This is a genomic window from Aestuariivivens marinum (assembly GCF_022662175.1).
In the GTDB taxonomy this organism is placed as follows: Bacteria; Bacteroidota; Bacteroidia; order Flavobacteriales; family Flavobacteriaceae; genus Aestuariivivens; species Aestuariivivens marinum.
The window spans coordinates 823,504-848,173 of record NZ_JAKMCR010000001.1 but is presented as its reverse complement, the minus strand read 5'-3'; the positions used below and the strand labels follow the sequence as shown (position 1 = coordinate 848,173).

At 35.5% G+C, this 24,670-nt stretch carries 22 protein-coding genes; 14 read left to right on the top strand and 8 right to left on the bottom strand.

Features of this window, described 5'->3' with window-relative positions; translation table 11 throughout:
• Positions 1-14: 14 nt before the first annotated feature.
• From hemB to hemA, 7 genes are all read right to left on the bottom strand, one after another.
• Positions 15-1,007, bottom strand: coding sequence for a porphobilinogen synthase (gene hemB, locus MR053_RS03615; protein ID WP_242131096.1), 993 nt, complete (start codon positions 1,005-1,007; stop codon positions 15-17).
• 37 nt (positions 1,008-1,044) lie between these two features.
• Positions 1,045-1,947: an oxygen-dependent coproporphyrinogen oxidase gene (hemF, locus tag MR053_RS03610; protein ID WP_242131095.1), complete on the bottom strand. Its 903-nt coding sequence runs from the start codon at positions 1,945-1,947 to the stop codon at positions 1,045-1,047.
• A 2-nt stretch (positions 1,948-1,949) separates the two neighbouring features.
• Positions 1,950-2,495: a GNAT family N-acetyltransferase gene (locus tag MR053_RS03605; RefSeq protein ID WP_242131094.1), complete on the bottom strand. Its 546-nt coding sequence runs from the start codon at positions 2,493-2,495 to the stop codon at positions 1,950-1,952.
• Entirely contained in the window at positions 2,479-3,240 is a 762-nt protein-coding gene (locus MR053_RS03600) for an EI24 domain-containing protein (RefSeq protein WP_242131093.1), read from the bottom strand. The genes MR053_RS03605 and MR053_RS03600 overlap by 17 nt, the downstream gene beginning before the upstream one ends.
• The gene (hemE, locus tag MR053_RS03595; RefSeq protein WP_242131092.1) at positions 3,233-4,258 is read right to left on the bottom strand and encodes a uroporphyrinogen decarboxylase; all 1,026 of its coding nucleotides are present in this window, start codon (positions 4,256-4,258) and stop codon (positions 3,233-3,235) included. The genes MR053_RS03600 and hemE overlap by 8 nt, the downstream gene beginning before the upstream one ends.
• Positions 4,259-4,355: 97 nt before the next feature.
• Positions 4,356-5,933, bottom strand: a complete 1,578-nt coding sequence (gene hemC, locus MR053_RS03590; RefSeq protein ID WP_242131091.1) for a hydroxymethylbilane synthase — start codon at positions 5,931-5,933, stop codon at positions 4,356-4,358.
• Entirely contained in the window at positions 5,926-7,191 is a 1,266-nt protein-coding gene (gene hemA / locus MR053_RS03585; protein ID WP_242131090.1) for a glutamyl-tRNA reductase, read from the bottom strand. The genes hemC and hemA overlap by 8 nt, the downstream gene beginning before the upstream one ends.
• A 193-nt stretch (positions 7,192-7,384) precedes the next feature.
• On the opposite strand from hemA, the gene MR053_RS03580 reads away from it, so the two are divergent.
• From MR053_RS03580 to MR053_RS03555, 6 genes are all read left to right on the top strand, one after another.
• Positions 7,385-8,281 carry a helix-turn-helix transcriptional regulator gene (locus tag MR053_RS03580; RefSeq protein ID WP_242131089.1) on the top strand — a complete coding sequence of 299 codons (897 nt, stop codon included), beginning with the start codon at positions 7,385-7,387 and terminating at the stop codon, positions 8,279-8,281.
• Between the two features lie 3 nt (positions 8,282-8,284).
• On the top strand, positions 8,285-8,995 hold the full coding sequence (locus MR053_RS03575; RefSeq protein WP_242131088.1) for a ThuA domain-containing protein: 711 nt from the start codon (positions 8,285-8,287) through the stop codon (positions 8,993-8,995).
• Between the two features lie 296 nt (positions 8,996-9,291).
• The gene (gene hemH, locus MR053_RS03570; protein WP_242131087.1) at positions 9,292-10,317 is read left to right on the top strand and encodes a ferrochelatase; all 1,026 of its coding nucleotides are present in this window, start codon (positions 9,292-9,294) and stop codon (positions 10,315-10,317) included.
• A 12-nt stretch (positions 10,318-10,329) separates the two neighbouring features.
• A complete protein-coding gene (locus MR053_RS03565) occupies positions 10,330-10,890 on the top strand; it encodes a CopD family protein (RefSeq protein WP_242131086.1) in 561 nt (186 codons plus the stop codon).
• A 109-nt stretch (positions 10,891-10,999) separates the two neighbouring features.
• On the top strand, positions 11,000-12,451 hold the full coding sequence (locus MR053_RS03560; protein WP_242131085.1) for a sensor histidine kinase: 1,452 nt from the start codon (positions 11,000-11,002) through the stop codon (positions 12,449-12,451).
• 4 nt (positions 12,452-12,455) lie between these two features.
• Positions 12,456-13,238, top strand: coding sequence for an enoyl-CoA hydratase/isomerase family protein (locus MR053_RS03555; RefSeq protein ID WP_242131084.1), 783 nt, complete (start codon positions 12,456-12,458; stop codon positions 13,236-13,238).
• Between the two features lie 152 nt (positions 13,239-13,390).
• On the opposite strand, the gene MR053_RS03550 is transcribed toward MR053_RS03555, so the two are convergent.
• Positions 13,391-14,746, bottom strand: coding sequence for a sulfatase family protein (locus tag MR053_RS03550; protein ID WP_242131083.1), 1,356 nt, complete (start codon positions 14,744-14,746; stop codon positions 13,391-13,393).
• Between the two features lie 186 nt (positions 14,747-14,932).
• Here MR053_RS03550 and MR053_RS03545 point away from each other — a divergent pair, with 186 nt between their 5' ends.
• The 8 genes from MR053_RS03545 (at position 14,933) to MR053_RS03510 (ending at position 24,611) form a co-directional block, all read left to right on the top strand.
• Positions 14,933-16,006 (top strand): PA0069 family radical SAM protein, encoded by a 1,074-nt coding sequence (locus tag MR053_RS03545; protein ID WP_242131082.1) that lies wholly within the window; start codon positions 14,933-14,935, stop codon positions 16,004-16,006.
• A gap of 180 nt (positions 16,007-16,186) precedes the next feature.
• Positions 16,187-17,272: a CNNM domain-containing protein gene (locus MR053_RS03540; protein WP_242131081.1), complete on the top strand. Its 1,086-nt coding sequence runs from the start codon at positions 16,187-16,189 to the stop codon at positions 17,270-17,272.
• The gene (locus MR053_RS03535; RefSeq protein WP_242131080.1) at positions 17,272-17,745 is read left to right on the top strand and encodes a methylated-DNA--[protein]-cysteine S-methyltransferase; all 474 of its coding nucleotides are present in this window, start codon (positions 17,272-17,274) and stop codon (positions 17,743-17,745) included. The genes MR053_RS03540 and MR053_RS03535 overlap by 1 nt, the downstream gene beginning before the upstream one ends.
• Positions 17,746-17,812: 67 nt before the next feature.
• Complete coding sequence (locus MR053_RS03530; protein WP_242131079.1) at positions 17,813-18,973, top strand: serine hydrolase domain-containing protein; 1,161 nt, start codon at positions 17,813-17,815, stop codon at positions 18,971-18,973.
• Entirely contained in the window at positions 18,963-19,676 is a 714-nt protein-coding gene (locus MR053_RS03525) for a 3'-5' exonuclease (protein WP_242131078.1), read from the top strand. Before MR053_RS03530 ends, MR053_RS03525 begins: the two co-directional genes overlap by 11 nt.
• A 25-nt stretch (positions 19,677-19,701) precedes the next feature.
• Positions 19,702-20,442, top strand: a complete 741-nt coding sequence (locus MR053_RS03520) for a leucine-rich repeat domain-containing protein (protein ID WP_242131077.1) — start codon at positions 19,702-19,704, stop codon at positions 20,440-20,442.
• A 166-nt stretch (positions 20,443-20,608) separates the two neighbouring features.
• Positions 20,609-22,291 (top strand): ABC transporter ATP-binding protein, encoded by a 1,683-nt coding sequence (locus MR053_RS03515; protein ID WP_242131076.1) that lies wholly within the window; start codon positions 20,609-20,611, stop codon positions 22,289-22,291.
• Positions 22,292-22,643: 352 nt separating this feature from the next.
• Positions 22,644-24,611, top strand: a complete 1,968-nt coding sequence (locus MR053_RS03510) for an acetoacetate--CoA ligase (RefSeq protein ID WP_242131075.1) — start codon at positions 22,644-22,646, stop codon at positions 24,609-24,611.
• Positions 24,612-24,670: the final 59 nt, after the last annotated feature.

Below are 24,670 nucleotides of genomic sequence, written 5' to 3'. Positions count from 1 at the left end.
GTTTTTCTAAAAGCTTACCTGTTAAATAGCTTCACAACATCCTTAGCAAAATACGAAGCGATAATGTCGGCTCCCGCACGTTTAATGGCAGTAACCTGCTCCAACATAACAGCATCGTGATCTAACCAACCTCTTTCGGCAGCAGCTTTAAGCATGGCATACTCACCAGACACCTGATAAACAGCTACCGGCACATCCACTTCGTTTCTAATTTCTCTAACAATATCCAAATAACACAGCCCGGGTTTTACCATAACAATATCGGCGCCTTCGTCAATATCCATTTCAGTTTCCCGAATGGCCTCAAACCGATTGGCAGGATCCATCTGGTATGTTTTTTTGTCCTTTGGAACATCAACTAAATCTACAGGCGCGGAGTCCAAAGCATCACGAAATGGCCCATAAAAAGCTGAAGCATATTTGGCAGAATAGCTCATAATACCAGTATTGATAAAGCCTTCGTCATCTAACGCCTCACGGATGGTTAAAATACGTCCGTCCATCATATCACTTGGAGCTACAAAATTGGCTCCGGCTTGCGCATGTGATATGCTCATTTCTGCTAACACTTCAGTAGTTTCGTCATTTAGTACTTGTCCGTTTTCAATAATGCCATCATGACCGTAAGCAGAATAGGGGTCTAGAGCGACATCAGTCATCACCAACATATCAGGGCAAGCGTTTTTTACTGTTTTAATGGCGCGTTGCATCAATCCGTTTGGATTTAAGGCTTCTTTACCAGCATTGTCTTTTAAATTGTCAGGAACTTTTACGAATAGTAATACCGATTTTAACCCTAATTTCCATAGTTCTTTTACTTCGTTTTCAAGCAAATCTAAACTATAACGAAAATAATTAGGCATCGATGGAATTTCGTCTTTTACACCTTTACCCTCGACAACAAATAATGGTACTAAAAAGTCGTTTGGAGTTATAATTGTTTCTCGAACTAAAGAACGAATGGCTTGGTTGGTTCTTAATCTGCGATTTCTTCTAAGTGGATACATCCTATTAAGTTAAAGTTATAAGTACAAAGTTAAAAGTTTACACCCAGTCTATAGGTGTTTTTAAAACGTTAATTAGTTTTTCCTCTTCACTACCAGCTTTTGGGTGATGGTTATAAACCCATTGCACATGTGGCGGTAAGCTCATTAAAATGCTTTCTATGCGTCCGTTAGTTTTTAGCCCGAACAAGGTCCCTTTATCATGGACCAAATTAAATTCTACGTAACGCCCTCTACGAATTTCCTGCCAATCCCGATTGGCTTTTGTATAAGGTAACTCCTTACGTCTTTCTACAATAGGCACATAAGCCGCCAAAAAACTGTTGCCTACTTCGGTTACAAAATCATACCAATGACTCATTGACATGGTTTCCGAAGCCTTACAGTAATCGAAAAACAAACCTCCTATGCCACGGGCCTCATCACGGTGATTATTAAAAAAGTACTCATCACAACGTGCTTTATAATTAGGATAAAATTCTGGATTATGCTTATCACAAGCCATTTTACAAACTTTATGAAAATGCTTGGCATCAGCTTCAAATAAATAATAAGGCGTTAAATCCTGTCCGCCACCAAACCATTGATCAACAATATTTCCATCTTCATCGTACATCTCAAAATAACGCCAGTTCGCATGCACTGTAGGCACCATAGGGCTTTTAGGATGGATAACCAAACTTAGCCCACATGCAAAAAAATCGACATCGCCCACTTTAAAATAGGCCTGCATAGATTTAGGTAATTTACCATGTACGGCCGATATGTTAACCCCGCCTTTTTCAAACAGCTCTCCATTTTCAATCACACGGGTTCGTCCACCACCACCTTCTTTTCTCTCCCAGATATCCTCTATGAATTTTGCTTTACCATCAACTGCTTCCAACTTTGAGGTTATGCTTTCTTGTAAATCCTGTATGTATTGGTAGAATTTAGTTTTCATTTTTAATGTTGAATGGTTTTATAAAGCTCATATAATTCCATATCGAGAGGTTTTTCTCCTGGCGGTGTATGCTCATTTTTTAATGTTTTAATCCAAGTAAAATGACAGTTTTTAGCAACTAGTATACTCGGTAAATTTGTTTTATGGACTATAATCTTAAGGGTTCTTAAATCGAATTTTGAAAATATATAATTAGTTAAAACCGTTATTGCTTTTGTTGTAATACCTTTACCTTCAAATTGATGACCAATACAGTAGGCCAGTTCACCATGTTTATTCTTCCAATCTAGTGCTTTTAAATAAATTAGCCCTAACAATTCTTTGATGTTATTTTCATTTATGGTAAATAAAAACTCCTTGTTTTTCTGAAACTTCCTTACTTTTTTTTTAACAAAAATCTTTGATAGTTCAGGTGTTAAATTTTTCTTTAATGTTAAAGGGAAATACCTTTTTAGTCGGTCTTCATTATCTATAACAAAATCATAAATGGGATATGCATCCTTAATTTGAATAGGTACTATATAGTAGTTTTCAAAACGAAGTAGCATTGGGATTGTGTTTTAGTTCTAATGCCTCAACTGTTTTTAACGAAGCTGCTGTAACCGAAAGGGGCAATACCAAAATAACCCCAATTAAAGGTATTATTAATAGTGATATAAATACAATGCCATTGCCTATGGCTAGACCTCTATGCTGTCGAACAAATTTCAAACTTTCTCCATACCTAAAATGACGTTCTAAAGTGTAATCCATATTACCAAAACCAGCATAATAGGACTGCACCAAAAACAAGAGAACCGTTGAAAAAATATTAACCACAGGAATAAACTTCAATAATAAAATAGGAATGGTTAACAGCAACTCCATGAACAAATTCCTGCCGTTAATACGAATACCTCGCCATAACTGTTGCAAAAACGTCGTATTTCTGTGTGAAAGTGATGTGCTTCCTGTTAAATAAGCTTCTATTTTTTCAGATACCGGGCTCATAAATGGTGCTGATAATGCCATAATAATGTGTTTAAAGAGGATTAAGCCAATAACAATTATGATCAATGCCCCAAGAATATTACTAATGGTTATAAAAGTGTTTTTTCCCCATTCCCATATCCAAATTTTTGAAATTAAAATGCCCATATTATCGGATAGTCCATAGGCCACTCCAAAAATAGCTACTGCCGTTACAAAACTTATTAGCATAGGAACTGCAAAATATTTCCAGAGCTTGAGTTTCGAAATCAACCCAAAGACACCAAAATAGGCTTTAATTCCTATAACTATGTTTTTAAGCATGGTATTCTTTTACAGCATCAATAAAGGCTTTGGCGTTTTCCAATGGTACATTGGGTAAAATCCCGTGACCTAAATTCACAATGTATTTATCCTTTCCAAACTCATTTATCATTTGATGTACCATACGCTTTATTTCAGAAGGCGGGGACAATAACCGAGCTGGATCAAAATTACCTTGTAACGTAATCTTTCCTCCTGTTAAATAACGTGCATTACGTGCAGAGCATGTCCAATCAATGCCCAATGCCGAAGCGTTGGATTTAGCCATATCGTTCAAAGCAAACCAACACCCTTTACCAAAGGCAATTACGGGTGCCTCATCTTTTAAGGCTTCAATAATTTGATTAATGTATTGCCAAGAAAACTCTTGATAATCTGCAGGGCTTAGCATACCTCCCCATGAATCGAAAACCTGAACGGCATTACAGCCAGCTTTTACTTTCTCCTTTAAATAAGCGATGGTGGTGTCAGTTATTTTTTGAAGCAATTGATGGGCAGCTATGGGATTAGTAAAACAAAACTCCTTAGCTTTATCGAAGGTCTTACTACCCTGTCCTTGCACACAATAGCATAGGATGGTCCACGGTGAACCAGCAAAACCAATCAATGGAATTTCATCTTTTAATAATTCCTTGGTTGCTTTTATAGCTTGGTAAACATAATCCAATTCTTCGGTTACGTCTGGAACAATAACCTCATTTACATCTTTAGAAGTACGTATAGGATTTGGTAAATAAGGACCAAAGTTAGGTTTCATTTGTACCTCAATATTCATCGCTTGGGGAATGACCAAAATATCACTAAACAATATGGCAGCATCCATACCATAACGACGAATAGGTTGTACCGTAATTTCACTAGCTAATTCTGGTGTTCGACATCTAGTAAAAAAGTCGTATTTTTCACGAATAGCCATAAATTCAGGTAAATATCGTCCTGCTTGACGCATCATCCAAACAGGAGGGCGATTGACAGTTTCTCCTTTTAATGCTCTTAAAAATAAATCGTTTTTTATCATATTTTATTTTAAAGTCATTGCAAAGCAAAAAAAATTTGCTTTGGCAATCGGTTTATTTGTATAGTTTAGCTTGTCGCTATGTTACTAGTAATGATAATTATATATAATGTTCGTTCACTAACTCAATCACACTTTCTACAGTAGGAACTTTAGCAATCCTTACATCACTGAAATGTTTTTGTGCTTCTTTGGCGGTTGTTTCCCCTATGCAAAACGCAATAATCTCTTTAGGGTTTTTTTTCACATAACTTTCAACTGTAGATGGGCTATAAAACATAACGCCTTCAACAGTATCATCTACTTTAGCACCATCATATTTGGTCTGGTAGGCTTCAACTTCGTTAACCTTAATATGGTTTTGTTCCAGAATATTGGGCAAATCATCCAACCTTAAATCACTACAGAAATAGGTTACTTCGGTACCATCTATAAACTCAACCAAATATTCGGCTAGCTTTTTGGCATTTTTTTCTGCATGTTTTACTGCGCCTATTCTATTTTCAACTAATCTTTTCGTCCTACGACCCACACAATAAATATTTTTGAACTGCAATTCGGTAACAGAAAAATTGTTCAATAGTGCTTCTACAGCATTTTTACTCGTAATGATAACATTTTGTATTTCATTTTTTATTACCTGTGGATGAATGCGGTTTAAGCTTATTTTTATGAAATCACTACTTTCGACCACCACTTTTTCATGCAGTAACACCCTTTGTTCTTCACTAAGCGATTTTGTAGAATATAAATTTACGGTTTTATTGGATTGCTTTATTGAATCCATTAAACGCTTGCCCCCACGTTCTATAATATAATTGGCACAAAAGGAGGCCAAATCTTTATGTTTACCCAATTTTTCAACTCGTGAGACTTCTATTTTCTTAGAACCATCGATACTTAGTAGAACGCCTTTAAAGGACACTTCATCATTTTTTATTTGTGCCAAGGCTCCAATGGGTGCTGTACAACCACCTTCCAATTTGTTTAAAAACTCACGTTCAATAGTGGTACAAATTTCGGTTTCCTCATGATTTAATTCCGCACAAGCAGATCTTACAAATTCATCTTCTGCCAAAGCCGTTATCATAATAGCGCCTTGTGCAGGTGCTGGTACCATCCAGTTAAGGTTAATAGATTGCTCTGGACGAATACCTATTCTACCAATACCCGCTGCAGCAAAAATAGCAGCGTCCCAGTGGGTATTTTTCTTTAGTTTTTGCAATCTGGAGTTTACATTCCCCCTTAAGTCTTCAACAGTATGTGTAGGGTATCGGTTAAGCCATTGGGCTCTACGACGTAAACTTCCTGTAGCAATAACCGCATGTTTGGCACCTAAAAATTCTTCATTGGTTTTAAAAACCAAAGTGTCGTTAACATTTCCTCGTTTCAAAACAGCCACCTGAGCAATACCCTTTGGTAAAACAGTAGGAACATCTTTAAGGGAATGTACTGCAATATCAATATCGTGGTTGAGCATTGCGATATCTAAAGTACGTGTAAAAATACCTGTAATACCTAAGTCGTAAAGAGGCTTATCCAAAACAATATCTCCGGTAGACTTTACAGGAACTAATTTAGTTTTATATCCTAAATGCTCGAGTTGTTGCTGTACAGTTTTGGCTTGCCATAATGCCAATTCACTATCGCGTGTGCCGATTCTTATAATTTTAGACATTGGTTTTTGAAAGTTCTTCTAACTGAAACACTTTTTTAATAAGTTCGAGACTTTCGTCTGTAGAAACACCATCTTCCTTTAAATGATGGGCAAAGTGATTGGTTATTTTTTGAATAATATTGTTACTGATCAATTCAGCTTGAGTCTCATTAAAATCATTAAGTTTTTTACGCTGTATCTCCAACTCTGCAGCAGCAAAATCGCTTAACTTATGCTTTAATGCTTTAATGGTAGGTACAAATTTTCGTGTTTCCAACCAACAGTTAAATTCTGCTTTAACCTCTTCTATGATAGACTCTGCTAAAGGAATATGTTCACGACGCTTTTCCAAGGTTTCATCTGTAATTTGTGATAAATGATCGAGATGAACTAGTGAAACATGTTCTAGTTCCTTTACATTTTCATTAACGTTTTTTGGTATTGATAAATCTAAAATCAACAAAGGCTTTTTTAATTGAAGGAGATGTTTGTCAATGGTAGGGCGTTGAGCTCCAGTAGCCACAATTAAAATATCAGCATAACTTATTTCCTCCTGTAAATTAGCATAATCCTTAACCAATAAGTTGAATTTACCAGCAATTTTTTCGGCTTTATCCTTAGTACGGTTAATAAGGGTAATGTGTTCATTTTTGGTGTGCTTTACCAAATTTTCACAGGTGTTTCTTCCAATTTTACCAGTACCAAACAAAAGTATATTTTTATTGGTAACATCTTCCATGGTATTAAAGATGTATTGTACCGAAGCAAAAGACACCGATGTAGCTCCAGAAGAAATATCAGTTTCTGTTTTAATGCGTTTACTGGCTTGTATCACTGCATTCACCAAACGCTCAGTAAAATGGTTTAATAAACTAAATTTTTTTGATATACGGGCACTTGTCTTTAACTGACTTATAATTTCGAAATCACCCAATATTTGGCTATCTAAACCTGAACCTACACGAAACATATGAGCAATAGCTTCTTGGTTTTTATGGATGTAGGCAACCCTTTGAAATTCCTCTACAGTTCCTTCTGTGTTATCGCAAAGCAATTTTATAAGTTGATAGGGGTGTTGCGCAAATCCGTAAATTTCAGTACGGTTACATGTGGAAGTTACTATAAGACTTTCGATACCATTCTCATTAGCTTGGTGAAGTAATTTTTCTTTGCCATCTTCGTTTAAACTAAAACGACCTCTTATATGTGCATCGGCCTTTTTGTAACTTAATCCAATGGCATAAAAGTAATTACTACGTGAAATATTGTACTTATCCATGATATAATACCTGATAATCAAAAACAAATGTAGAATGATAGTTTAAAAAAAAATAACGATGAAAGAACTTTTAATGTCGCTTGTTGTTTTTTAAACATTTTTTTTAAAATAATATGATAAATGTCATACTTTTGTAGTGAATTCAATGGTTTTGAAGTCTTATATTTAGAATCAATCTAAATAAATTTCGAAAATGGATAAAAAAATTAACTTAGAAAATATCGCTGAAAGTTCTTTTGAAGAGACTAAAGTAGATGTTGGCTTTTTAATTTTAACTCATAAAAACGAAAAAAATGTCGCTCAAAATCTTACAAAAGAAATAGATAGCGATTTTATTCAGTTTCACTTTTGTATAAAAGGCACAACCAAGTTTGTTTTTAACCAAGGAAGTTATGTTTTGGATATTCCTGAAGAAAACTCCTTATTATTATACAATCCGCAACGAAATTTACCCATTGACCTACAATTGGATCCCAATTCATGGATTGTTTCCATCCTAATTACCATTAAAAAATTTCATAGTTTGTTCTCAGAAGAAGCCGATTATATTTCATTTTTAAATGCTGATAATAAGGACAAAAAATATTATAAGGACGGTATTATTTCACCATCAATGTCCATAGTATTAAACCAAATGATTAACTACAGCCTTAATTCATCAATTAAAAGCCTATATTTTAAAGGAAAAGCATACGAATTACTAAGTCTGTATTTTAACAGAAGCGAAGAGGCTGATGTGGAGCAGTGTCCGTTTTTGGTCGATGAGACTAATGTTATTAAAATAAGGAAAGCCAAGGATATAATTGTAGCGCGAATGGCCGAACCTCCTACATTACAGGATTTGGCTGATGAAATTGGTTTAAACATTAAAAAATTAAAAGAAGGATTCAAACAGATTTATGGGGATTCAGTATTTAGTTTTTTGTTTGATTATAAAATGGAAGTTGCCCGTAAGTTACTGGAGTCTGGTGAGCACAACGTTAATGAAGTAGGACATAAAGTGGGCTATAGTACAGCGAGCCATTTTATAGCTGCTTTTAAAAAGAAATATGGTACAACACCAAAAAAATATTTGCAATCTATAAGTTAATCTATGAGAATACTAATGTTGAGCTTACTTGTTGTTTTAACGAGTTTTACAGAAGTTCCAAAAGACACACAGGTTTTAGTGTTCACAAAAACAGCAGGTTTCAGACATAAATCTATAGAAACGGGTGTTCAGACATTAAAAGAATTAGGAAGTAAAAATCATTTTAAAATCACACAAACCGAAGATACCGACAACTTTACCTATAAAAAGTTAAAGCATTACGATTTGGTGATTTTTTTAAATACAACCGGAGATATTTTAAACACCGAACAAGAGCAGGCCTTTAAAAAGTACATTAATAAAGGCGGAAGTTTTATGGGTATACATGCAGCAACCGATACCGAGTTTGATTGGCCTTGGTACAATAAATTGGTTGGAGCTTATTTTTTAAATCACCCAAAACCCGCTCAAGCAACAGTAAACCGAATTATTAGGTCGCATGAGTCTACAAAACATTTGCCCGATAAATGGGTTCATTTTGATGAATGGTATAATTTTAAGTCGATAAATAAAAAGGTAAATGTGCTTTTAATGCTAGATGAAACAACATATGAAGGCGGAAAAAATGGGGCGTTTCATCCTATCGCCTGGTATCATGAATTCGACGGTGGAAAATCGTTTTACACCGCTATGGGGCATACGGTAGAATCGTATAGTGAGCCAGAATTTCAAAATCATTTATTAGGGGGTATTTTATATTGTTTAAAGCGGTAGTTTTAGTGTTTTAGTTTAATCAAAATTCTGAAAATGAAATATTTAACACCTAAAATAGAAGCCCTTACTAAAAGAGTGATTACTAAATCGTTAGTGCGCCCTTCGGTATCATTCGGAATCTTTCAAGATTGCGATTACAATGAAGAGCGACCAAAGTTGTATCATCGCAAAAAAATATGAAGCGGAATAGTTGTAGTGTTTTTAAAATATGAGATATCAATTTGATTTAATTCTTAATAATAAAATACTATAATAGCAAAGTATTGTTATTATAATTACTATTGTATTTTTACACTATGAAGAAAGGAATTTTACTCGTAAACCTAGGTTCACCCGATAGCCCTGAACCAAAGGATGTAAAAAAATATTTGGGCGAATTTTTAATGGACGAACGGGTTATAGATATCCCCTACACTGCCAGAGCTTTACTGGTAAGGGGCATTATTTTAAAAACAAGACCTAAAGCCTCTGCTGCAGCCTATAAAAAAATATGGTGGGAAGAAGGGAGTCCGCTTATAGTCATCTCTGAAAGACTTAAAAAGAAAGTACAAAAAGAAGTTGATGTACCAGTAGCTTTGGCGATGCGTTATGGCAGTATGACCATTGAAAAAGGGTTCCGGGAGTTGGTCGATAAAGGGGTAGATGAAGTGTTGTTGTTTCCTCTTTATCCGCAATTTGCAATGGCGACTACCGAAACCATCCTAGTTTTAGCTGAAAAAATAAGGCAAACTCATTTCCCGCAGTTAAAAATAGAAACTGTTCCTGCATTTTACAACAATCCCGATTACATTAAAGTACTCTCAAACTCCATTAAGACACATTTAGAAAATAAACCATACGAGCATTTACTCTTTTCTTACCATGGTGTTCCAGAACGCCATATTCGAAAAAGTGATATCACCAAATCACATTGCAGAATTGATGGCAAATGCTGTGTTACTCCAAGTAATGCCCATGAGTTTTGTTATAGACACCAATGTTTGGAAGTTACCAGATTGGTCGCAAAAAAGCTTGATTTAAAAGAAGGTTCTTACTCAACCTCATTTCAATCGCGATTAGGCTTCGATCCGTGGTTGCAACCTTATACAGATCGCACCATTGAGCGCTTGGCAAAACAAGGTGTTAAAAACATGGCCATTGTTACTCCTGCTTTTGTTAGTGATTGTTTAGAAACTCTAGAAGAAATTGCTATGGAAGGTCAGGAGATTTTTCATGAAATGGGAGGCAATACATATACCACAATCCCTTGTCTAAATGACGACCAAGAGTTTGTTGATTTATTGGCTAATTGGATAAACAAATGGTCCAATATCAATGTTTAAACTATATGATTTATGGATGAATTTTTAGAATATTACCAATACATCAAAGCCTTTCATCTCATTTTTGTTATTACTTGGTTTGCAGGTTTATTTTATATTCCAAGATTGTTTGTGTATCAAATTGAAGCCTATTACAAACCTTTACCAGAAAAGGAAATCCTTGGAAAACAATTGAAACTCATGGCCAAACGTTTATGGTATATTATCACTTGGCCTTCAGCTATTTTGGCTACTTTTTTTGCAGTTATATTGCTCATTTTAAATCATCCACTATTATACAGTGGTTGGATGAAAGTTAAGCTAGTCTTTGTGGTAATGCTCTTTATTTATCACTTAAAAACGCATCAGTATTTTAAGCAACTACAGCAAGATGTAATAAATAAATCATCTAGCTTTATGCGTATTTGGAATGAAGGTGCCACCTTTATCTTATTTGCCGTAGTGTTTTTGGCGATTTTAAAAAGTACAATAAATTGGATTTGGGGCATTATTGGCCTTATGGTTTTAGGCGTTCTTATTATGTTAGGTTTTAAAGTTTATAAAAATATCAGGGAACGAAACCCTGAAGCCTAGGGGGAATTTTAAATTCCATATCCTAAACAAATAAATTGTTGGTTTTTGGTTTTATCTTTTTAGAATTTCTTGGAAAAGAGTTGGTGTGATTATTGTTATATTTATGCCAATGAAACTTAAAAGCCTGTCTTTACGTACCCGCATTTTTATTGCTATGATTTTATTAGTGCTTGTGGCATCAATAATTATAGCGCTTGTGGCTATTTATCAATATAACGAAGAGACCAAAGACTACCACAAACAACGTTTACAGCGTAAGGAAAGAGCCATACAAAGGCATTTAGGAAATGTTATCAAGGAAACTTCATATCCAGTTTTAACAGAAAAAATACCTCTTATCTTTAAAGATGAACTTAATAAAATAGCCGACATCCACTCCTTACAGATTAATCTTTACGATTTAGAAGGCACACTTTTGAAATCCTCAAAGGCCATATTAGCACAGGACACATTGCACCATTGCTTAAGAGCCGAAATTTTAAATGCTGTTTCCAATACTGCTGACCATAGGTTTGTAGATAAACATGAAGAAAATGGAGAAGCTTATCTGTCGTCCTACACCTATATCACCGATAGAAAATTTAAACCCTTAGCTATTTTAAATCTTCCTTATTTAGAGCGAGACGACTTTTTAGCAAGAGAACTTAACGAATTTCTAACACGTTTAAGCTTTGTCTATTTGTTTGTATTAATTATGGCCATAGTAATTTCCTTTTGGTTGTCTAGATACATTACAAAATCCTTAAAGGCCATTAGTGACAAAATAAATGCTACCCGACTGGAAAAAAGGAATGAAAAGATTGTTATAGACGATACCAGCGAAGAAATATCCACTTTGGTAAACTCCTATAATAGTATGATTGACGAGTTGGAGGAGAGCGCTGTTAAGTTGGCGACCAGTGAGCGTGAACAGGCCTGGCGAGAAATGGCCAAACAGGTGGCACACGAGATTAAAAATCCGTTAACTCCCATGCGCTTGACCGTTCAAAACTTTCAACGAAAATTTGATCCAAAAGACTCAACTATCATCTCTAAAGTAGATGAATACAGCAAAACCTTAATCCAACAAATCGATACAATGAGCTCCATTGCATCGGCATTCTCTACTTTTGCCAAAATGCCCGCACAGCAAAACGAAACCTTAAACGTGGTTAATATTGTTAAATTAGCATTAGATATATTTAACGAAGAATATATTATATTTACTAGGGATGCCGAAGAAATTATTGCTAAGTTCGACAGAACTCAGCTCATCCGAGTGGTTACTAATTTGGTTAAAAATGCAATACAAGCCATTTCAAAAATTGACACTCCACAAATTATAGTCCACGTAAGCGAACTGGACAACAATGTGATTATAACTGTTACCGATAATGGTTCTGGTGTTCCAGAAGAAAACAAGGACAAGGTATTTGAACCTAAGTTTACTACAAAATCAAGCGGTATGGGGCTTGGCTTGGCAATGGTTAAAAACATTGTTGAAACCTATAACGGTTCCATTTCTTTTGAATCTCAGAAAGACAAAGGCACTATGTTTAAAGTAGTATTCCCAAAAGCTTAACATCATGAACTACCAAAATATTATTTCCAAAAACCATAACAGCACCTCTATTATCACCGTTAACCGTCCCAATAAATTAAACGCTTTAAACAAGGATACGATACAAGAACTACATGATGCGTTTGATACAGCCAATAAGGATAAAAATATCAAGGTCATAATTGTTACTGGCGGTGGCGACAAGGCTTTTGTTGCTGGTGCTGATATTAGTGAATTTGCCCATTTTAATGCTGAAGAAGGTAAGCTATTAGCTGCTAATGGGCAACAACTTTTATTCGATTTTGTTGAAAATTTAAGCACCCCTGTTATTGCAGCAATTAATGGATTTGCATTAGGTGGTGGACTTGAATTGGCAATGGCCTGTCATTTTAGGGTAGCTAGCGATAATGCTAAAATGGGCTTACCTGAGGTGTCTTTAGGGGTTATCCCAGGTTATGGTGGTACACAGCGCTTACCACAACTCATTGGCAAAGGTCGTGCTATGGAACTTATAATGACTGCTGGAATGATTGATGCCAACCAAGCGCTAAGTTATGGCTTGGTAAACCATGTTGCATCTCAAGAAGATCTTTTACCTCTATGCGAAAAACTCGCTATTAAAATTTCCCGAAACTCACCAGTTGCTATTGCAGCAGCCATTAAATCCATTAATGCCAATTATAAAGATGGTGTTGATGGCTACAATGTCGAAATCAATGCCTTTGGAAATGCATTTGGTACTAAAGATTTTAAGGAAGGTACCTCTGCTTTTTTAGAAAAACGAAAGGCTGATTTTAGTGGTGAATAATACTTAACTCCTGTTCCAGTTATAAAAATCAAAAATCTAAAAATTAAATAACCAATGTTAGATAATTAGGCCATTAATATGAAACCCTTTCTTAAGAGATGTATAATCCATCTCCGAGTGAACGATTCATCAACATTAACAAATATCTACAGTTATAACCCAAAAATAACCTCCGATCCCGTTTCTTTCGCAAAAACCTTCATTTTTGATTTTAACTTTAGCACTTTATCTGGAAATGAAGCAGCACGATTGTATTGTTCACTTGGGTCTTCATTTAAGTTAAAGAGTTGTACACTATCGGTTTCGGTGATTCGTAGTTTCCATTCCTGCTCACGAATGGCTTCAATGGTCTTGCCCGAGCAATACATCAATGCCGTACGCGGTGAATGCTGTTGTTCCTTAATCAACCCCAATAGATTTTCCCCATCTATAGGATATTGATTGGGTATTTCGCCTTCCGCCAAGGCTACAAATGTTGGGAACAAATCCAACCCCGATACGATATCTCTATTCACTTGATTTTCTTTAATGGTATTGGGCCAATACATAATGGCAGGTACTCTGGAGCCACCTTCATAAGTTGTCATTTTGGCGCCCCTAAAAAACCCTGCTGATCCTGTATGCCAGCGTTCCACGCCATCGGCCAACATACGGTCGGGCAAGTTATGCCAAGGGCCATTATCGCTAGTAAATACAACAAGGGTATTTTCTTCTAAATTATTTTCCTTTAAGGTTTTAAGAAGCTCGCCAATAGTCCAATCTATAGTTTCAATAACATCGCCGTACAAGCCTGCTTGCGAAGTACTTTTAAATTCTTCCGGTGCACTAATGGGCAAATGGGGCATGGCATGGGCCAAATACAGGAAAAAAGGTTCGTTTTTGTGTTCTTTAATAAAGTTTATTGCCTTTTCGGAATAATCGAGCATCAAACGATCCTGCTGCTTTCCAATTTCCTTAATCGGTTTATCATTTTCATACATATACAACCTGTCATCTTCGGTTAGCCAAGGGCACCAAGGTAAAATCATGTCGTTACTATAGGGCAGACCATAAAAATAATCGAACCCGCGAGCAGTGGGAAGGTATTGTGGCAAGTGTCCCAAGTGCCATTTGCCAATCGCTCCCGTTACATATCCCGCTTCTTTTAAAACATTGGCAATAGTGACCTCGGTTAGAGGCAAACCCGTGGTAGATTCTGGACCAAAATTGTTGGGTGCATTCCTAATAGGATATCTCCCAGTAAGCAACCCTGCACGGGAGGGTGTACACACCGAACTAGGCGCATAAAACGAGGTAAACTTTAGGCCTTCCTGAGCCATTTTGTTGATGTTAGGGGTCTTTATAAGTGGATTTCCATAGCATTCCAAATCGCCATAACCCATATCGTCCATGTACACCAAAATAATATTTGGCCGTTTTACTTCTTTGGGGCTTTCCTCTGACTTCGTTTTATTACAGGATAAAAAAACAAAAGCAAAAAGTATTAAAAAAATGGATGGTTTATTCATAACAGAAACTATTTCAAAATTTGTAAAATACACTACATATCTGGTGCAGACTAAGTTCGACATTTTTTACGGCAACACAAAACCACATTTGTTGATAACCCGTTTTTGTTTTAACAGTTTACCATTCAAATTATATCTAATTTTAAAGTGTTCGCCATTAAGTATTCAACCCATAATTTTACTACAATGAACCAAAAAAATGCCATAAAAGGACGTGGTGCACAACTTAACGTCCCTAATCGTTTCTTCGAACTGAACCATGAAATACGTAGCGACTTTTTGGAATTTTGTAGAAAGGAAAGCGAACCGACCGATAAAAACAAAACACTTTATCTGCCAGTTTTCCCAAAGACTATAGTGAACAAGGTTAAAAGTCCAGATTTGGGTTTAATGTACAGTATGAATCCTTACCAAGGCTGCGAACATGGCTGTATTTATTGCTACGCCAGAAACAGTCATGAATATTGGGGTTATAGTGCCGGATTGGATTTTGAGCGACGTATTTTAGTTAAAAAAGAAGCTCCAAAATTATTAGAAACTTTACTTAAAAAGAAAAGCTGGAAAGTCCATCCTATTGTTTTATCGGGCAACACCGATTGTTATCAGCCTGCTGAACAGAAATTTGAAATCACCAGACAATGTTTGGAAGTATTTTTAAAGTACAGACACCCTGTAGCCATTATTACAAAAAACGCATTGATATTAAGGGATTTGGATGTTTTAAAAGCCCTTAATGAAGACCTGTTGATAGCGGTTAATGTATCCATTACCTCTCTTTCCGAGGACACAAGGCGTGTTCTTGAACCTAGAACGGCAACCATTAATAAACGTTTGGAAACGGTTAAAACATTAAGCGACCATGGCATTCCTGTAAATGTCATGCTAGCACCACTAATCCCCTCCATTAACAGCCATGAGGTTTTACCCTTGGCTAAAGCTGCTTCAGAACACGGCGCATCATCTATTGCTCATACTATAGTACGATTGAATGGTGGTATTGGCGAGATTTTTACAGATTGGGTAAAAAAGACCATGCCCGATCGATCTGAAAAAATACTGAACCAAATTAAAAGTTGCCACGGTGGCTCGTTAAATGACAGTCGTTACGGTAAACGAATGCGTGGTGAAGGTCAAATAGCAGAACAGATAAACAATCTGGTGAAATTGGCTAGGCAGAAATATTTTAATGATAAAGGGATGCCCAAGCTCAACACTACACTTCATAACAGTTACAAACATGGGCAACTAAAGTTGTTTTAGACATTGATTAATACAATCAAAACAAAATACTTTTGTAGCTTCAAAACCTTATTTGTTAATTTATGTGATTTATTGTTCTACTTTTTTAATCAGCTTCTGGTTTACCCAACTTTACAACAAGTGTTCTAAACAGCCAATACAATTAAAAATAATTAGTATTTTAGTCCTTTAAAACAAGCTATGAGCGCATTAATTTTTTGGGCAACTATTTCCATTTTCTTTTCGTTTTTATGTTCCATTCTCGAAGCCGTTTTACTTAGTGTAACTCCTACCTTTATAAACATTAAAAAACAGGAAGGCAAAGATTATGCTTTAATGTTGGAAACCTTAAAAAAAGATGTCGACAAACCTTTAATTGCCATTCTTACCCTAAACACCATTGCTCATACATTGGGTGCCATGATGGTGGGTATTCAAGCCGAAAGCCTACATAATATTGAATTTTTAGGAATTAACACTGTAGGCATTGTTTCGGCTATTATGACCTTTTTAATTTTAGTGGCTTCCGAAATTATTCCGAAAACCATTGGTGCCACTTACTGGAAAGGCCTAGCTAATTTTACCTCAAAAACCCTTACCGTTTTAATCTTCCCTTTAAAATGGACCGGATTACTTTGGTTGCTTCAACTCACTACAAAACTAATTGGAGGAAAGGGACACCATGGTAGTGTACTGAGCAGGGAAAGTTTTATGGCAATGACCGATATGGCACATAAAGAAGGGGTATTTCAGGAAAACGAAAGCCTTATTATTAAAAACCTGCTCAACTTTAAACAAGTTTTTGCTAAGGATGTGATGACTCCTAGAACAGTAATGAAAACGGAAGACGAAACCTCAACTGTTGAAGTATTTTTTAATAAAAATCTAAACCTGAGATTCTCTAGAATTCCTGTTTACAGGGACAATTCGGATAACATTACCGGACTTGTTTTAAAAGACGACGTGTTCAAGGAAATGGCTCTGGATAATAGCTCCAAAAAACTATCTGATATCAAACGGGATATTATTGTAGTAAACAGAAATTTGCCTATTCCTACTCTTTTTGAAAAGTTGGTGGAAAGCAGAAACCATATGGCTTTAGTAGTCGATGAATATGGTAGTGTTAGCGGCTTGGTAACCATGGAAGATGTTATTGAAACTCTATTGGGTCTTGAGATTATGGACGAAAGCGACAATGTGTCCGATTTGCAGCTTTTAGCTCGAAAAAGCTGGGAAACCCGAGCCAAAAAATTGGGTATCTATATAGATAATACTTCAGAAAACTAATGGAAAGCTGCATTATAACATCGCCTTTGGGATTTACCAAAATTATTGGCAGCGAAGATGGTATTACTGAAATAACAGTGCTTAATTCAGTAGAAGAAGTAACTGATGTTATTCCAGAGACATTAGAAGATTGTGTTATGCAACTTAACGAATATTTTGAGGGTACAAGACATGAATTTAACCTAAAACTAAATCCACAAGGCTCCGATTTCCAAAAACAGGTCTGGAAACAATTGGAGTGTATTCCCTATGGTAAAACCACATCTTATTTTGAGCTGTCCAAACAACTGGGTGATATAAAGGCCATTCGTGCTGTGGCCAATGCCAATGCTAAAAACCGACTTTGGATTGTCGTTCCCTGCCATCGGGTAATTGGGAGCGATGGCAGTTTAACAGGGTATGCTGGAGGACTTCATAGAAAACAGTGGCTGCTAGAGCATGAAAGCCCCTATAAACAGCAAAGCTTGTTTTAATTTAAGAATGTTGTACACGTATAGGGTAAATTAATTTTTCTATATTTATTACAATATAAAACCTCATATGAAACCAATAAAAAAAGCTCTAAAATGGTTGGCTGTTCTATTAGTATTGCTTGTAATTGCTCTCTATGTAACCGATACCGATTACCTTATAAAAGCCGTTAAGAACATTTATTTAAATGGCCATACCACTGCATTTTTGGAAGACTACAAAAATTTCGATAATCAAGTTATTAAAAACGGAACACCCCAACCTTGGCCTAATCACAAAAACTATAATAAAGTTAAAGAAACAGATATCCTTACTCATGCCAATAACACTTATAGCACTATTGCTTTTGTTATTATAAAAAATGACAGCATTTGGTTTGAAAAGTATTATGATGGTTTTAATGAAAACTCCAAATCCAATTCCTTTTCCATGGCCAAGAGTTATGTAACTGGTCTTTTAGGCAAGGCCATTATGGATGGTTACATTAAAAGTTTAAACCAACCCGTTTGTGATTTTTTACCAGAATACTGTGATGGTTTGGCTGCAACATTAACGGTAGGGGATTTATCGAGTATGGCCTCCGGTTCTAATTGGGATGAAGCTTATTATTCTCCATTTTCCATTACCACAAGAGCATATTTTGATGACGATTTAAACACCATGATATTGGATAAAGTAAAAGTTGTTGAACAGCCTGGACAATACTTTAAATACGCTAGTGGTGATACGCAAATGCTGGGCATGGTTATAGAAAAGGCGACTGGCAAAAAATTATATGAGTATTTAGAGGATAGTTTCTGGAAACCGTTGGGTTGTGAAAATGAAACCTTATGGCAGGTAGATAGCAAAGCTAACGATATGGTAAAAGCCTATTGTTGTATTGCCAGCAATGCCAAGGATTTTGCCAGATTTGGCAAACTTTACAAAGACTATGGCAAATGGAATGGTAAGCAAATTTTGGATTCTACGTTTGTTTCCAAAGCGATTACACCTCGCTTTGCTGAAAGTCCACAGTACGGTTATGGTTGGTGGCTTTATGAAAAAGACAGCAAATCATTTTTTATTATGCGAGGTCATTTAGGTCAAATGGTTATTGTAGATAGGCTCAACAACATCATTGTCGTTAGACTGGGACATAAACGCACGCCTCAAACATTTATTGGTGAATTTGCCGAAGATGTAGATGTATATATTGAAGAAGCTTATAATATGTTAGCCCATGATCAATAAACTCAACCTCGAAAACATTCTGTTTCTAGATATAGAAACTGTTCCCGAAACCCAAGACTTTTCAGAGTTGGATGATACAAAAAAGGTACTTTGGGAAGCAAAATCACAATACCAACGTAAAGACGACTTTACCGCCGAAGAGTTTTACGAACGTGCCGGTATTTGGGCAGAGTTTGGGAAAATAGTTTGTATTTCGGTGGGATATTTTACGTTCCAAAGTGAACATAGACGATTTCGTGTTACCTCATTTTATGGTGATGAAGTCATTATATTAAAAGATTTTAAAACCCTACTCATTTCACATTTCAGTCAAGCAAAACATTTATTGTGCGCCCACAATGGCAAGGAATTCGACTTTCCCTATATTGCACGCCGTATGATTATTCATAACATAGAGTTGCCTTATAAATTAAATCTATTTGGCAAAAAGCCTTGGGAAGTACCACACTTGGACACCTTAGAGCTTTGGAAATTTGGGGATTATAAAACCTACACCTCCCTTAAACTGTTAACCAATGTTTTAGGTATCCCATCGCCAAAAGATGACATTGATGGTAGTGAAGTGTACCGTGTTTATTATGAAGACAAGAATATAGATCGTATTATTACCTATTGCGAAAAAGATACCATAGCCGTAGCCCAAATCTTTTTAAGGTTACGAGGAGAGGACCTTTTAAGTGATGATGAAGTTATACATGTTTAAAAAGACGCAATTACAATAATTTATAATGACCACTAAAGATATTGAAATTGGTTTTTGGAGATTTAATGATGGCTTTTGGCCACAAAGTTTGCCAGTTGAAGATACAGGTATTTTCGAAACAGACCGATTGATTGTTGCTTTATCAACTTTAAATCAAGATGTCAGAAATCTTTCAGCTTCAAAAAGAAAAGAACTTAGAAGAGTTTGGTCTGAAACCCTTCCAAAATTGGATAACGTGAAATATCTTATGACAACTCACCAAATTGACCAGTCTTTCTTTGAATCAATTTGCTGTATGCAAAACCTTGAAGGATTATATGTGAAATGGGGGAAGGTTGAATCTTTAGACAGTATTTCTCAATTAACTAACCTTAAACACCTTTATTTTGGAAGCAATCCGAGATTACAGTCTATTGAAGGAATATCTAAATTGATAAAATTAGAAACTTTAGAATTAGAGAACTTTCAAAAGGTAGGTGATTTTAATAAATTATCTAGCCTAATAAATCTTCAAAGTTTAGTCATCTCAACATCCATTGATGGTCCAAGAATTAAAATTAATGATTTGGAGTTTTTAAAAGGATTAACCGGCCTTAAAGTCTTATGTTTAGGAATTACTTTAAAAAGTAAAGATATTAATCCAATACTACATCTGGAAAAACTAGTAAAACTATGGATACCTGAGAACTTAATTAAACCCTATGATAAAAAAGATTTGAGGAAAATTTTAAAAAACATAAAATATGGAAGCCTAATAAATTCATAATCAAGTTGTTATAAAATAGAAAATGTAACTACTTGCATGTCGAGCACAGTTGAAGCCTTACCGAATAACCTCAAAAGCAAACCTCTCGACTTAAACCTTTATAAAGCTTTACTAGATACTTAAGATGACATTTAAATAAAATTGAATTTTAAAAATTCGTGAATTCGTGGCAACAAAAAAACCTTTATTACAAATAGAAAACCTTTCCATCACCTTTGGAGAGAATAAGGTCATCCATAATATCTCATATCAATTATACGGTAATGAAATACTTGGTATTGTTGGTGAATCGGGTTCGGGGAAGTCAGTGTCGTCCTTGGCTATTTTAGGCTTGCTTCCCAAGCGTATTTCAAATATAACTTCAGGTTCTATTATTTATAACAATAAAGATTTAACGCAACTTTCAAACAAAGATTTTCAACATATTAGGGGTAAAAAGATAGCTATGATCTTTCAGGAACCCATGAGTTCCTTAAATCAGTCCATGTCCTGTGGAAAACAAGTTCAGGAGATATTGTTACAACATACCAACTTATCAAAATCAGCTTCAAAGGAAAAAACCATTGCACTATTCGAAAAAGTAAAGTTGCCAACGCCTTCCCGTATTTTTGATGCTTATCCACATGAAATTTCTGGCGGACAAAAACAACGGGTCATGATAGCCATGTCCATTGCATGTAAACCCGATATTTTAATAGCAGACGAACCTACTACAGCACTAGATGTAACAGTACAAAAGGAAATTATAAATCTTTTAAAAGCCTTACAAGAAGATACTAAAATGAGCATCATTTTCATTACCCACGATTTGGCTTTAATTTCCGAAATCGCGAATCGGGTGTTAGTGATGTACAAAGGCGATATTGTTGAACAGGGTGACGTAACATCCATATTTAAAAATCCGCAGCACAATTACACCAAAGCCCTAATAAACTCAAGGCCTTCATTAGATGCTCGGTTTAAAACACTACCTACCATACAGGATTATCTAAATAATACCTTTTCAAAAGATATTATAACGCCTCAACAGCGTAAAGCCTTTCACAAAAAGTTGTACAGCAAACCGCCATTATTGGAAGTTGTTAATGTTGAAAAGGAATATATCTCAAAATCGGGGTGGTTTACCAAACCATCGGCATTCAAGGCCGTAAATCAAGTGAGCTTCAAACTCTACAAAGGAGAAACTTTAGGCTTGGTAGGTGAATCGGGATGTGGAAAATCAACTTTGGGTAATGCCATTTTACAACTCGATAAGGCAACGGCAGGTACTATTTTGTATAAGGGAACAGACATTACCAAACTATCAAGAGCCAACATTCGAACCCTGAGAAAGGAAATCCAAATCATCTTTCAAGACCCTTTTTCATCCTTAAATCCCAGAATTCCAGTAGGCGAAGCGATAATGGAGCCTATGAAAGTACATGGTATAGGCACTACCGATGCAGAGCGTAAAGCAAAAGTATTGGATATTTTAAATCGGGTTGGTTTGTTAGAAGGTTATTTTAACCGTTATCCGCATGAATTTTCGGGAGGACAACGCCAACGTATAGGTATTGCCAGAACCATTGCATTACAACCCAAATTAATCGTATGTGACGAATCGGTTTCGGCATTAGACATATCAGTACAAGCACAAGTACTAAATCTGTTGAATGAACTAAAAGAAGATTTTGGCTTTACCTATATTTTTATTTCACACGATTTAGCCGTAGTAAAGTATATGAGCGACCAACTGTTAGTGATGAATAAAGGTAAAATCGAAGAGTTGGATGATGCCGATGTAATTTACAACAACCCTAAAACGGAGTACACAAAAAAGTTAATTCATGCTATACCAAAAGGATTATAGCATGAATACTTTTTTTGTAATATACAGTAAACCTTTTAAAAATTGTAAATGTTCTTGAAGTGTTTCCTTCAATTTACTGTCTTTAATTTCTATTTGCTCAGGTAGATTTGGTTCCATCGATAAGTAGGTTAAAATTTATGGTAGACTTGAGACAAATCTAAAAATTGATTAGGTTTATTTGGGGACTGTAAATATGAAACTTTTTTTAATAAAAATAGATTAAAAACATAATAAATCGTTGAAATGCATAAATTTTTAACACTTTAGCTATAACAGCTTTAATTTCTGCGGTATCTTAACCTGTTTTTTTCTTTGAATTATCATTATCTTTAAACCTCTTAAAAAAGGATAAATGCATCATAAAAAATTATGGGAAGGTTCAATTACCTTCAAAGAAAACAGTCATTTATATAAATATAAAACATGGTTAGCCAATAACAAGAAGTTACAACTTAATACCTATAACGAGCTATGGCAATGGTCTGTAAACCATATTGAAGATTTCTGGATAAGCATTTGGGATTATTTTGGTGTTATTTCACATCAACCCTACTACTCTGTTTTAACAAAAGGAACTATGCCCGATGTTGAATGGTTTTTAGGTGCAACATTAAACTATTCCGAACATATTTTTAGACATTCCCATTTAAGTGAAGAAACGGCCATAATATTTAACAATGAACAAGGCGTTTACCTTGAGATATCTTGGAATGAATTACGGGAAAAGGTCGCATCTATGGTTACTTATTTAAAATCTATCGGCCTTACCAAAGGTGATAGAGTGGTTGCCTTTCTACCCAATGTCCCCGAAGCGACAATTTCATTTTTAGCAGCTAATTCCATAGGAGCTATTTGGTCCAGTACATCACCAGACTTTGGTAGCGAAAGTGTTATAGACCGATTTGCACAAATTAAACCTAAGGTTTTTATAACGGTTGATGGATATTACTATAATGGAAAACCTTATGATAAAACTGGGGCTTCTATAGCCATCGCCAATGCTCTACCTTCTTTAGAAAAGGTTGTTGTATTGCCATACCTCAACAAAAATGCTATTGAAAATTTCCCAAAGGATTTTATAGACATTAACGACATATTTAAAAAACAAGGTGAACCATTGACGTTCGAACCTGTAGATTTTAATCACCCTATCTGGGTATTGTATTCTTCAGGAACAACTGGCTTACCTAAAGCCATAGTACATTCTCATGGCGGCATTTTATTGGAACACTTAAAATATTTAGCATTTCAAAATGACGTACATGAGGGTGAGCGCTATTTTTGGTTTACCACTACGGGCTGGATGATGTGGAACTTCCTTCAATCTCCTTTATTACTGGGTGCAACTATTGTATTATATGATGGGTCCCCAACTTCCCCAGATTTCTACAAGCTATGGGAGTTTTCGGAAGACGTTAAAATTAACCACTTTGGCACAAGCGCACCATTTTTAGTGGCAAGTATGAAAAGAAATATTTCTCTAAAAGAAAAATACAGTTTAGCATCAATCCGTTCCATTAGTTCTACAGGGGCACCATTGCCCTATGAAGCTTTTGAATATGTCTACGAAAACATTAAACAAAACGTTTGGCTATGTTCAATGGCTGGAGGCACCGATGTATGTACAGCCTTTGTGGGTGGTACACCCTTTTATGCCGTTCATGCTGGTGAAATTCAATGTCGTGCCCTAGGTGTCTCTCTATATGCTTATGATGATAATGGGCATCCCATAGAAGATGAACTAGGTGAAATGACAATAGACCAACCTATGCCTTCCATGCCCATATATTTTTGGAACGATCCTAATAAAGCAAACTACAAAGCCAGTTATTTTGAACATTATCCAGGGAAATGGCGACACGGTGATTTTATAAAGATAAATTCCCAAACCCACGGACTCGTTATTTATGGACGATCGGATGCTACCTTAAACCGACATGGCATTCGTATTGGCACAAGTGAAATTTACAGAAGTATTAATAAAATAGAAACTATAGAAGATGCCCTCATTGTGAATTTAGAATTAAATGGTGGTAAACATTTTATGCCATTGTTTGTAAAAATGAAATCTGGTTTTGATTTAACAGACGATACAAAAACCCAAATAAATGAACAGCTTAAAAAAGAATACTCGCCAAGGCACGTTCCTGACACTATTATTGAAGTCCTAGACATTCCCTATACTATAAGTGGCAAAAAAATGGAAGCTCCGGTCAAAAAAATCTTGTTAAAAATGCCTTTGGAAAAATCCATTAATATAGATTCTATGAAAAACCCAGAATCGATAGGTTTTTTTATAGCCTTTGCTAAAACCATATAGACTTCCTCGCCTTAACAAGAGAAAGATTTAAAATAAAATACAAACCTAATTCCTTCCCT

Excerpts from the sequence above, each read along its gene's own strand:
- hemB (WP_242131096.1), bottom strand. The coding sequence starts at position 1,007 with ATGTATCCACTTAGAAGAAATCGCAGATTAAGAACCAACCAAGCCATT.
- hemF (WP_242131095.1), bottom strand. The coding sequence starts at position 1,947 with ATGAAAACTAAATTCTACCAATACATACAGGATTTACAAGAAAGCATA.
- MR053_RS03605 (WP_242131094.1), bottom strand. The coding sequence starts at position 2,495 with ATGCTACTTCGTTTTGAAAACTACTATATAGTACCTATTCAAATTAAG.
- MR053_RS03600 (WP_242131093.1), bottom strand. The coding sequence starts at position 3,240 with ATGCTTAAAAACATAGTTATAGGAATTAAAGCCTATTTTGGTGTCTTT.
- hemE (WP_242131092.1), bottom strand. The coding sequence starts at position 4,258 with ATGATAAAAAACGATTTATTTTTAAGAGCATTAAAAGGAGAAACTGTC.
- hemC (WP_242131091.1), bottom strand. The coding sequence starts at position 5,933 with ATGTCTAAAATTATAAGAATCGGCACACGCGATAGTGAATTGGCATTA.
- hemA (WP_242131090.1), bottom strand. The coding sequence starts at position 7,191 with ATGGATAAGTACAATATTTCACGTAGTAATTACTTTTATGCCATTGGA.
- MR053_RS03580 (WP_242131089.1), top strand. The coding sequence starts at position 7,385 with ATGGATAAAAAAATTAACTTAGAAAATATCGCTGAAAGTTCTTTTGAA.
- MR053_RS03575 (WP_242131088.1), top strand. The coding sequence starts at position 8,285 with ATGAGAATACTAATGTTGAGCTTACTTGTTGTTTTAACGAGTTTTACA.
- hemH (WP_242131087.1), top strand. The coding sequence starts at position 9,292 with ATGAAGAAAGGAATTTTACTCGTAAACCTAGGTTCACCCGATAGCCCT.
- MR053_RS03565 (WP_242131086.1), top strand. The coding sequence starts at position 10,330 with ATGGATGAATTTTTAGAATATTACCAATACATCAAAGCCTTTCATCTC.
- MR053_RS03560 (WP_242131085.1), top strand. The coding sequence starts at position 11,000 with ATGAAACTTAAAAGCCTGTCTTTACGTACCCGCATTTTTATTGCTATG.
- MR053_RS03555 (WP_242131084.1), top strand. The coding sequence starts at position 12,456 with ATGAACTACCAAAATATTATTTCCAAAAACCATAACAGCACCTCTATT.
- MR053_RS03550 (WP_242131083.1), bottom strand. The coding sequence starts at position 14,746 with ATGAATAAACCATCCATTTTTTTAATACTTTTTGCTTTTGTTTTTTTA.
- MR053_RS03545 (WP_242131082.1), top strand. The coding sequence starts at position 14,933 with ATGAACCAAAAAAATGCCATAAAAGGACGTGGTGCACAACTTAACGTC.
- MR053_RS03540 (WP_242131081.1), top strand. The coding sequence starts at position 16,187 with ATGAGCGCATTAATTTTTTGGGCAACTATTTCCATTTTCTTTTCGTTT.
- MR053_RS03535 (WP_242131080.1), top strand. The coding sequence starts at position 17,272 with ATGGAAAGCTGCATTATAACATCGCCTTTGGGATTTACCAAAATTATT.
- MR053_RS03530 (WP_242131079.1), top strand. The coding sequence starts at position 17,813 with ATGAAACCAATAAAAAAAGCTCTAAAATGGTTGGCTGTTCTATTAGTA.
- MR053_RS03525 (WP_242131078.1), top strand. The coding sequence starts at position 18,963 with ATGATCAATAAACTCAACCTCGAAAACATTCTGTTTCTAGATATAGAA.
- MR053_RS03520 (WP_242131077.1), top strand. The coding sequence starts at position 19,702 with ATGACCACTAAAGATATTGAAATTGGTTTTTGGAGATTTAATGATGGC.
- MR053_RS03510 (WP_242131075.1), top strand. The coding sequence starts at position 22,644 with ATGCATCATAAAAAATTATGGGAAGGTTCAATTACCTTCAAAGAAAAC.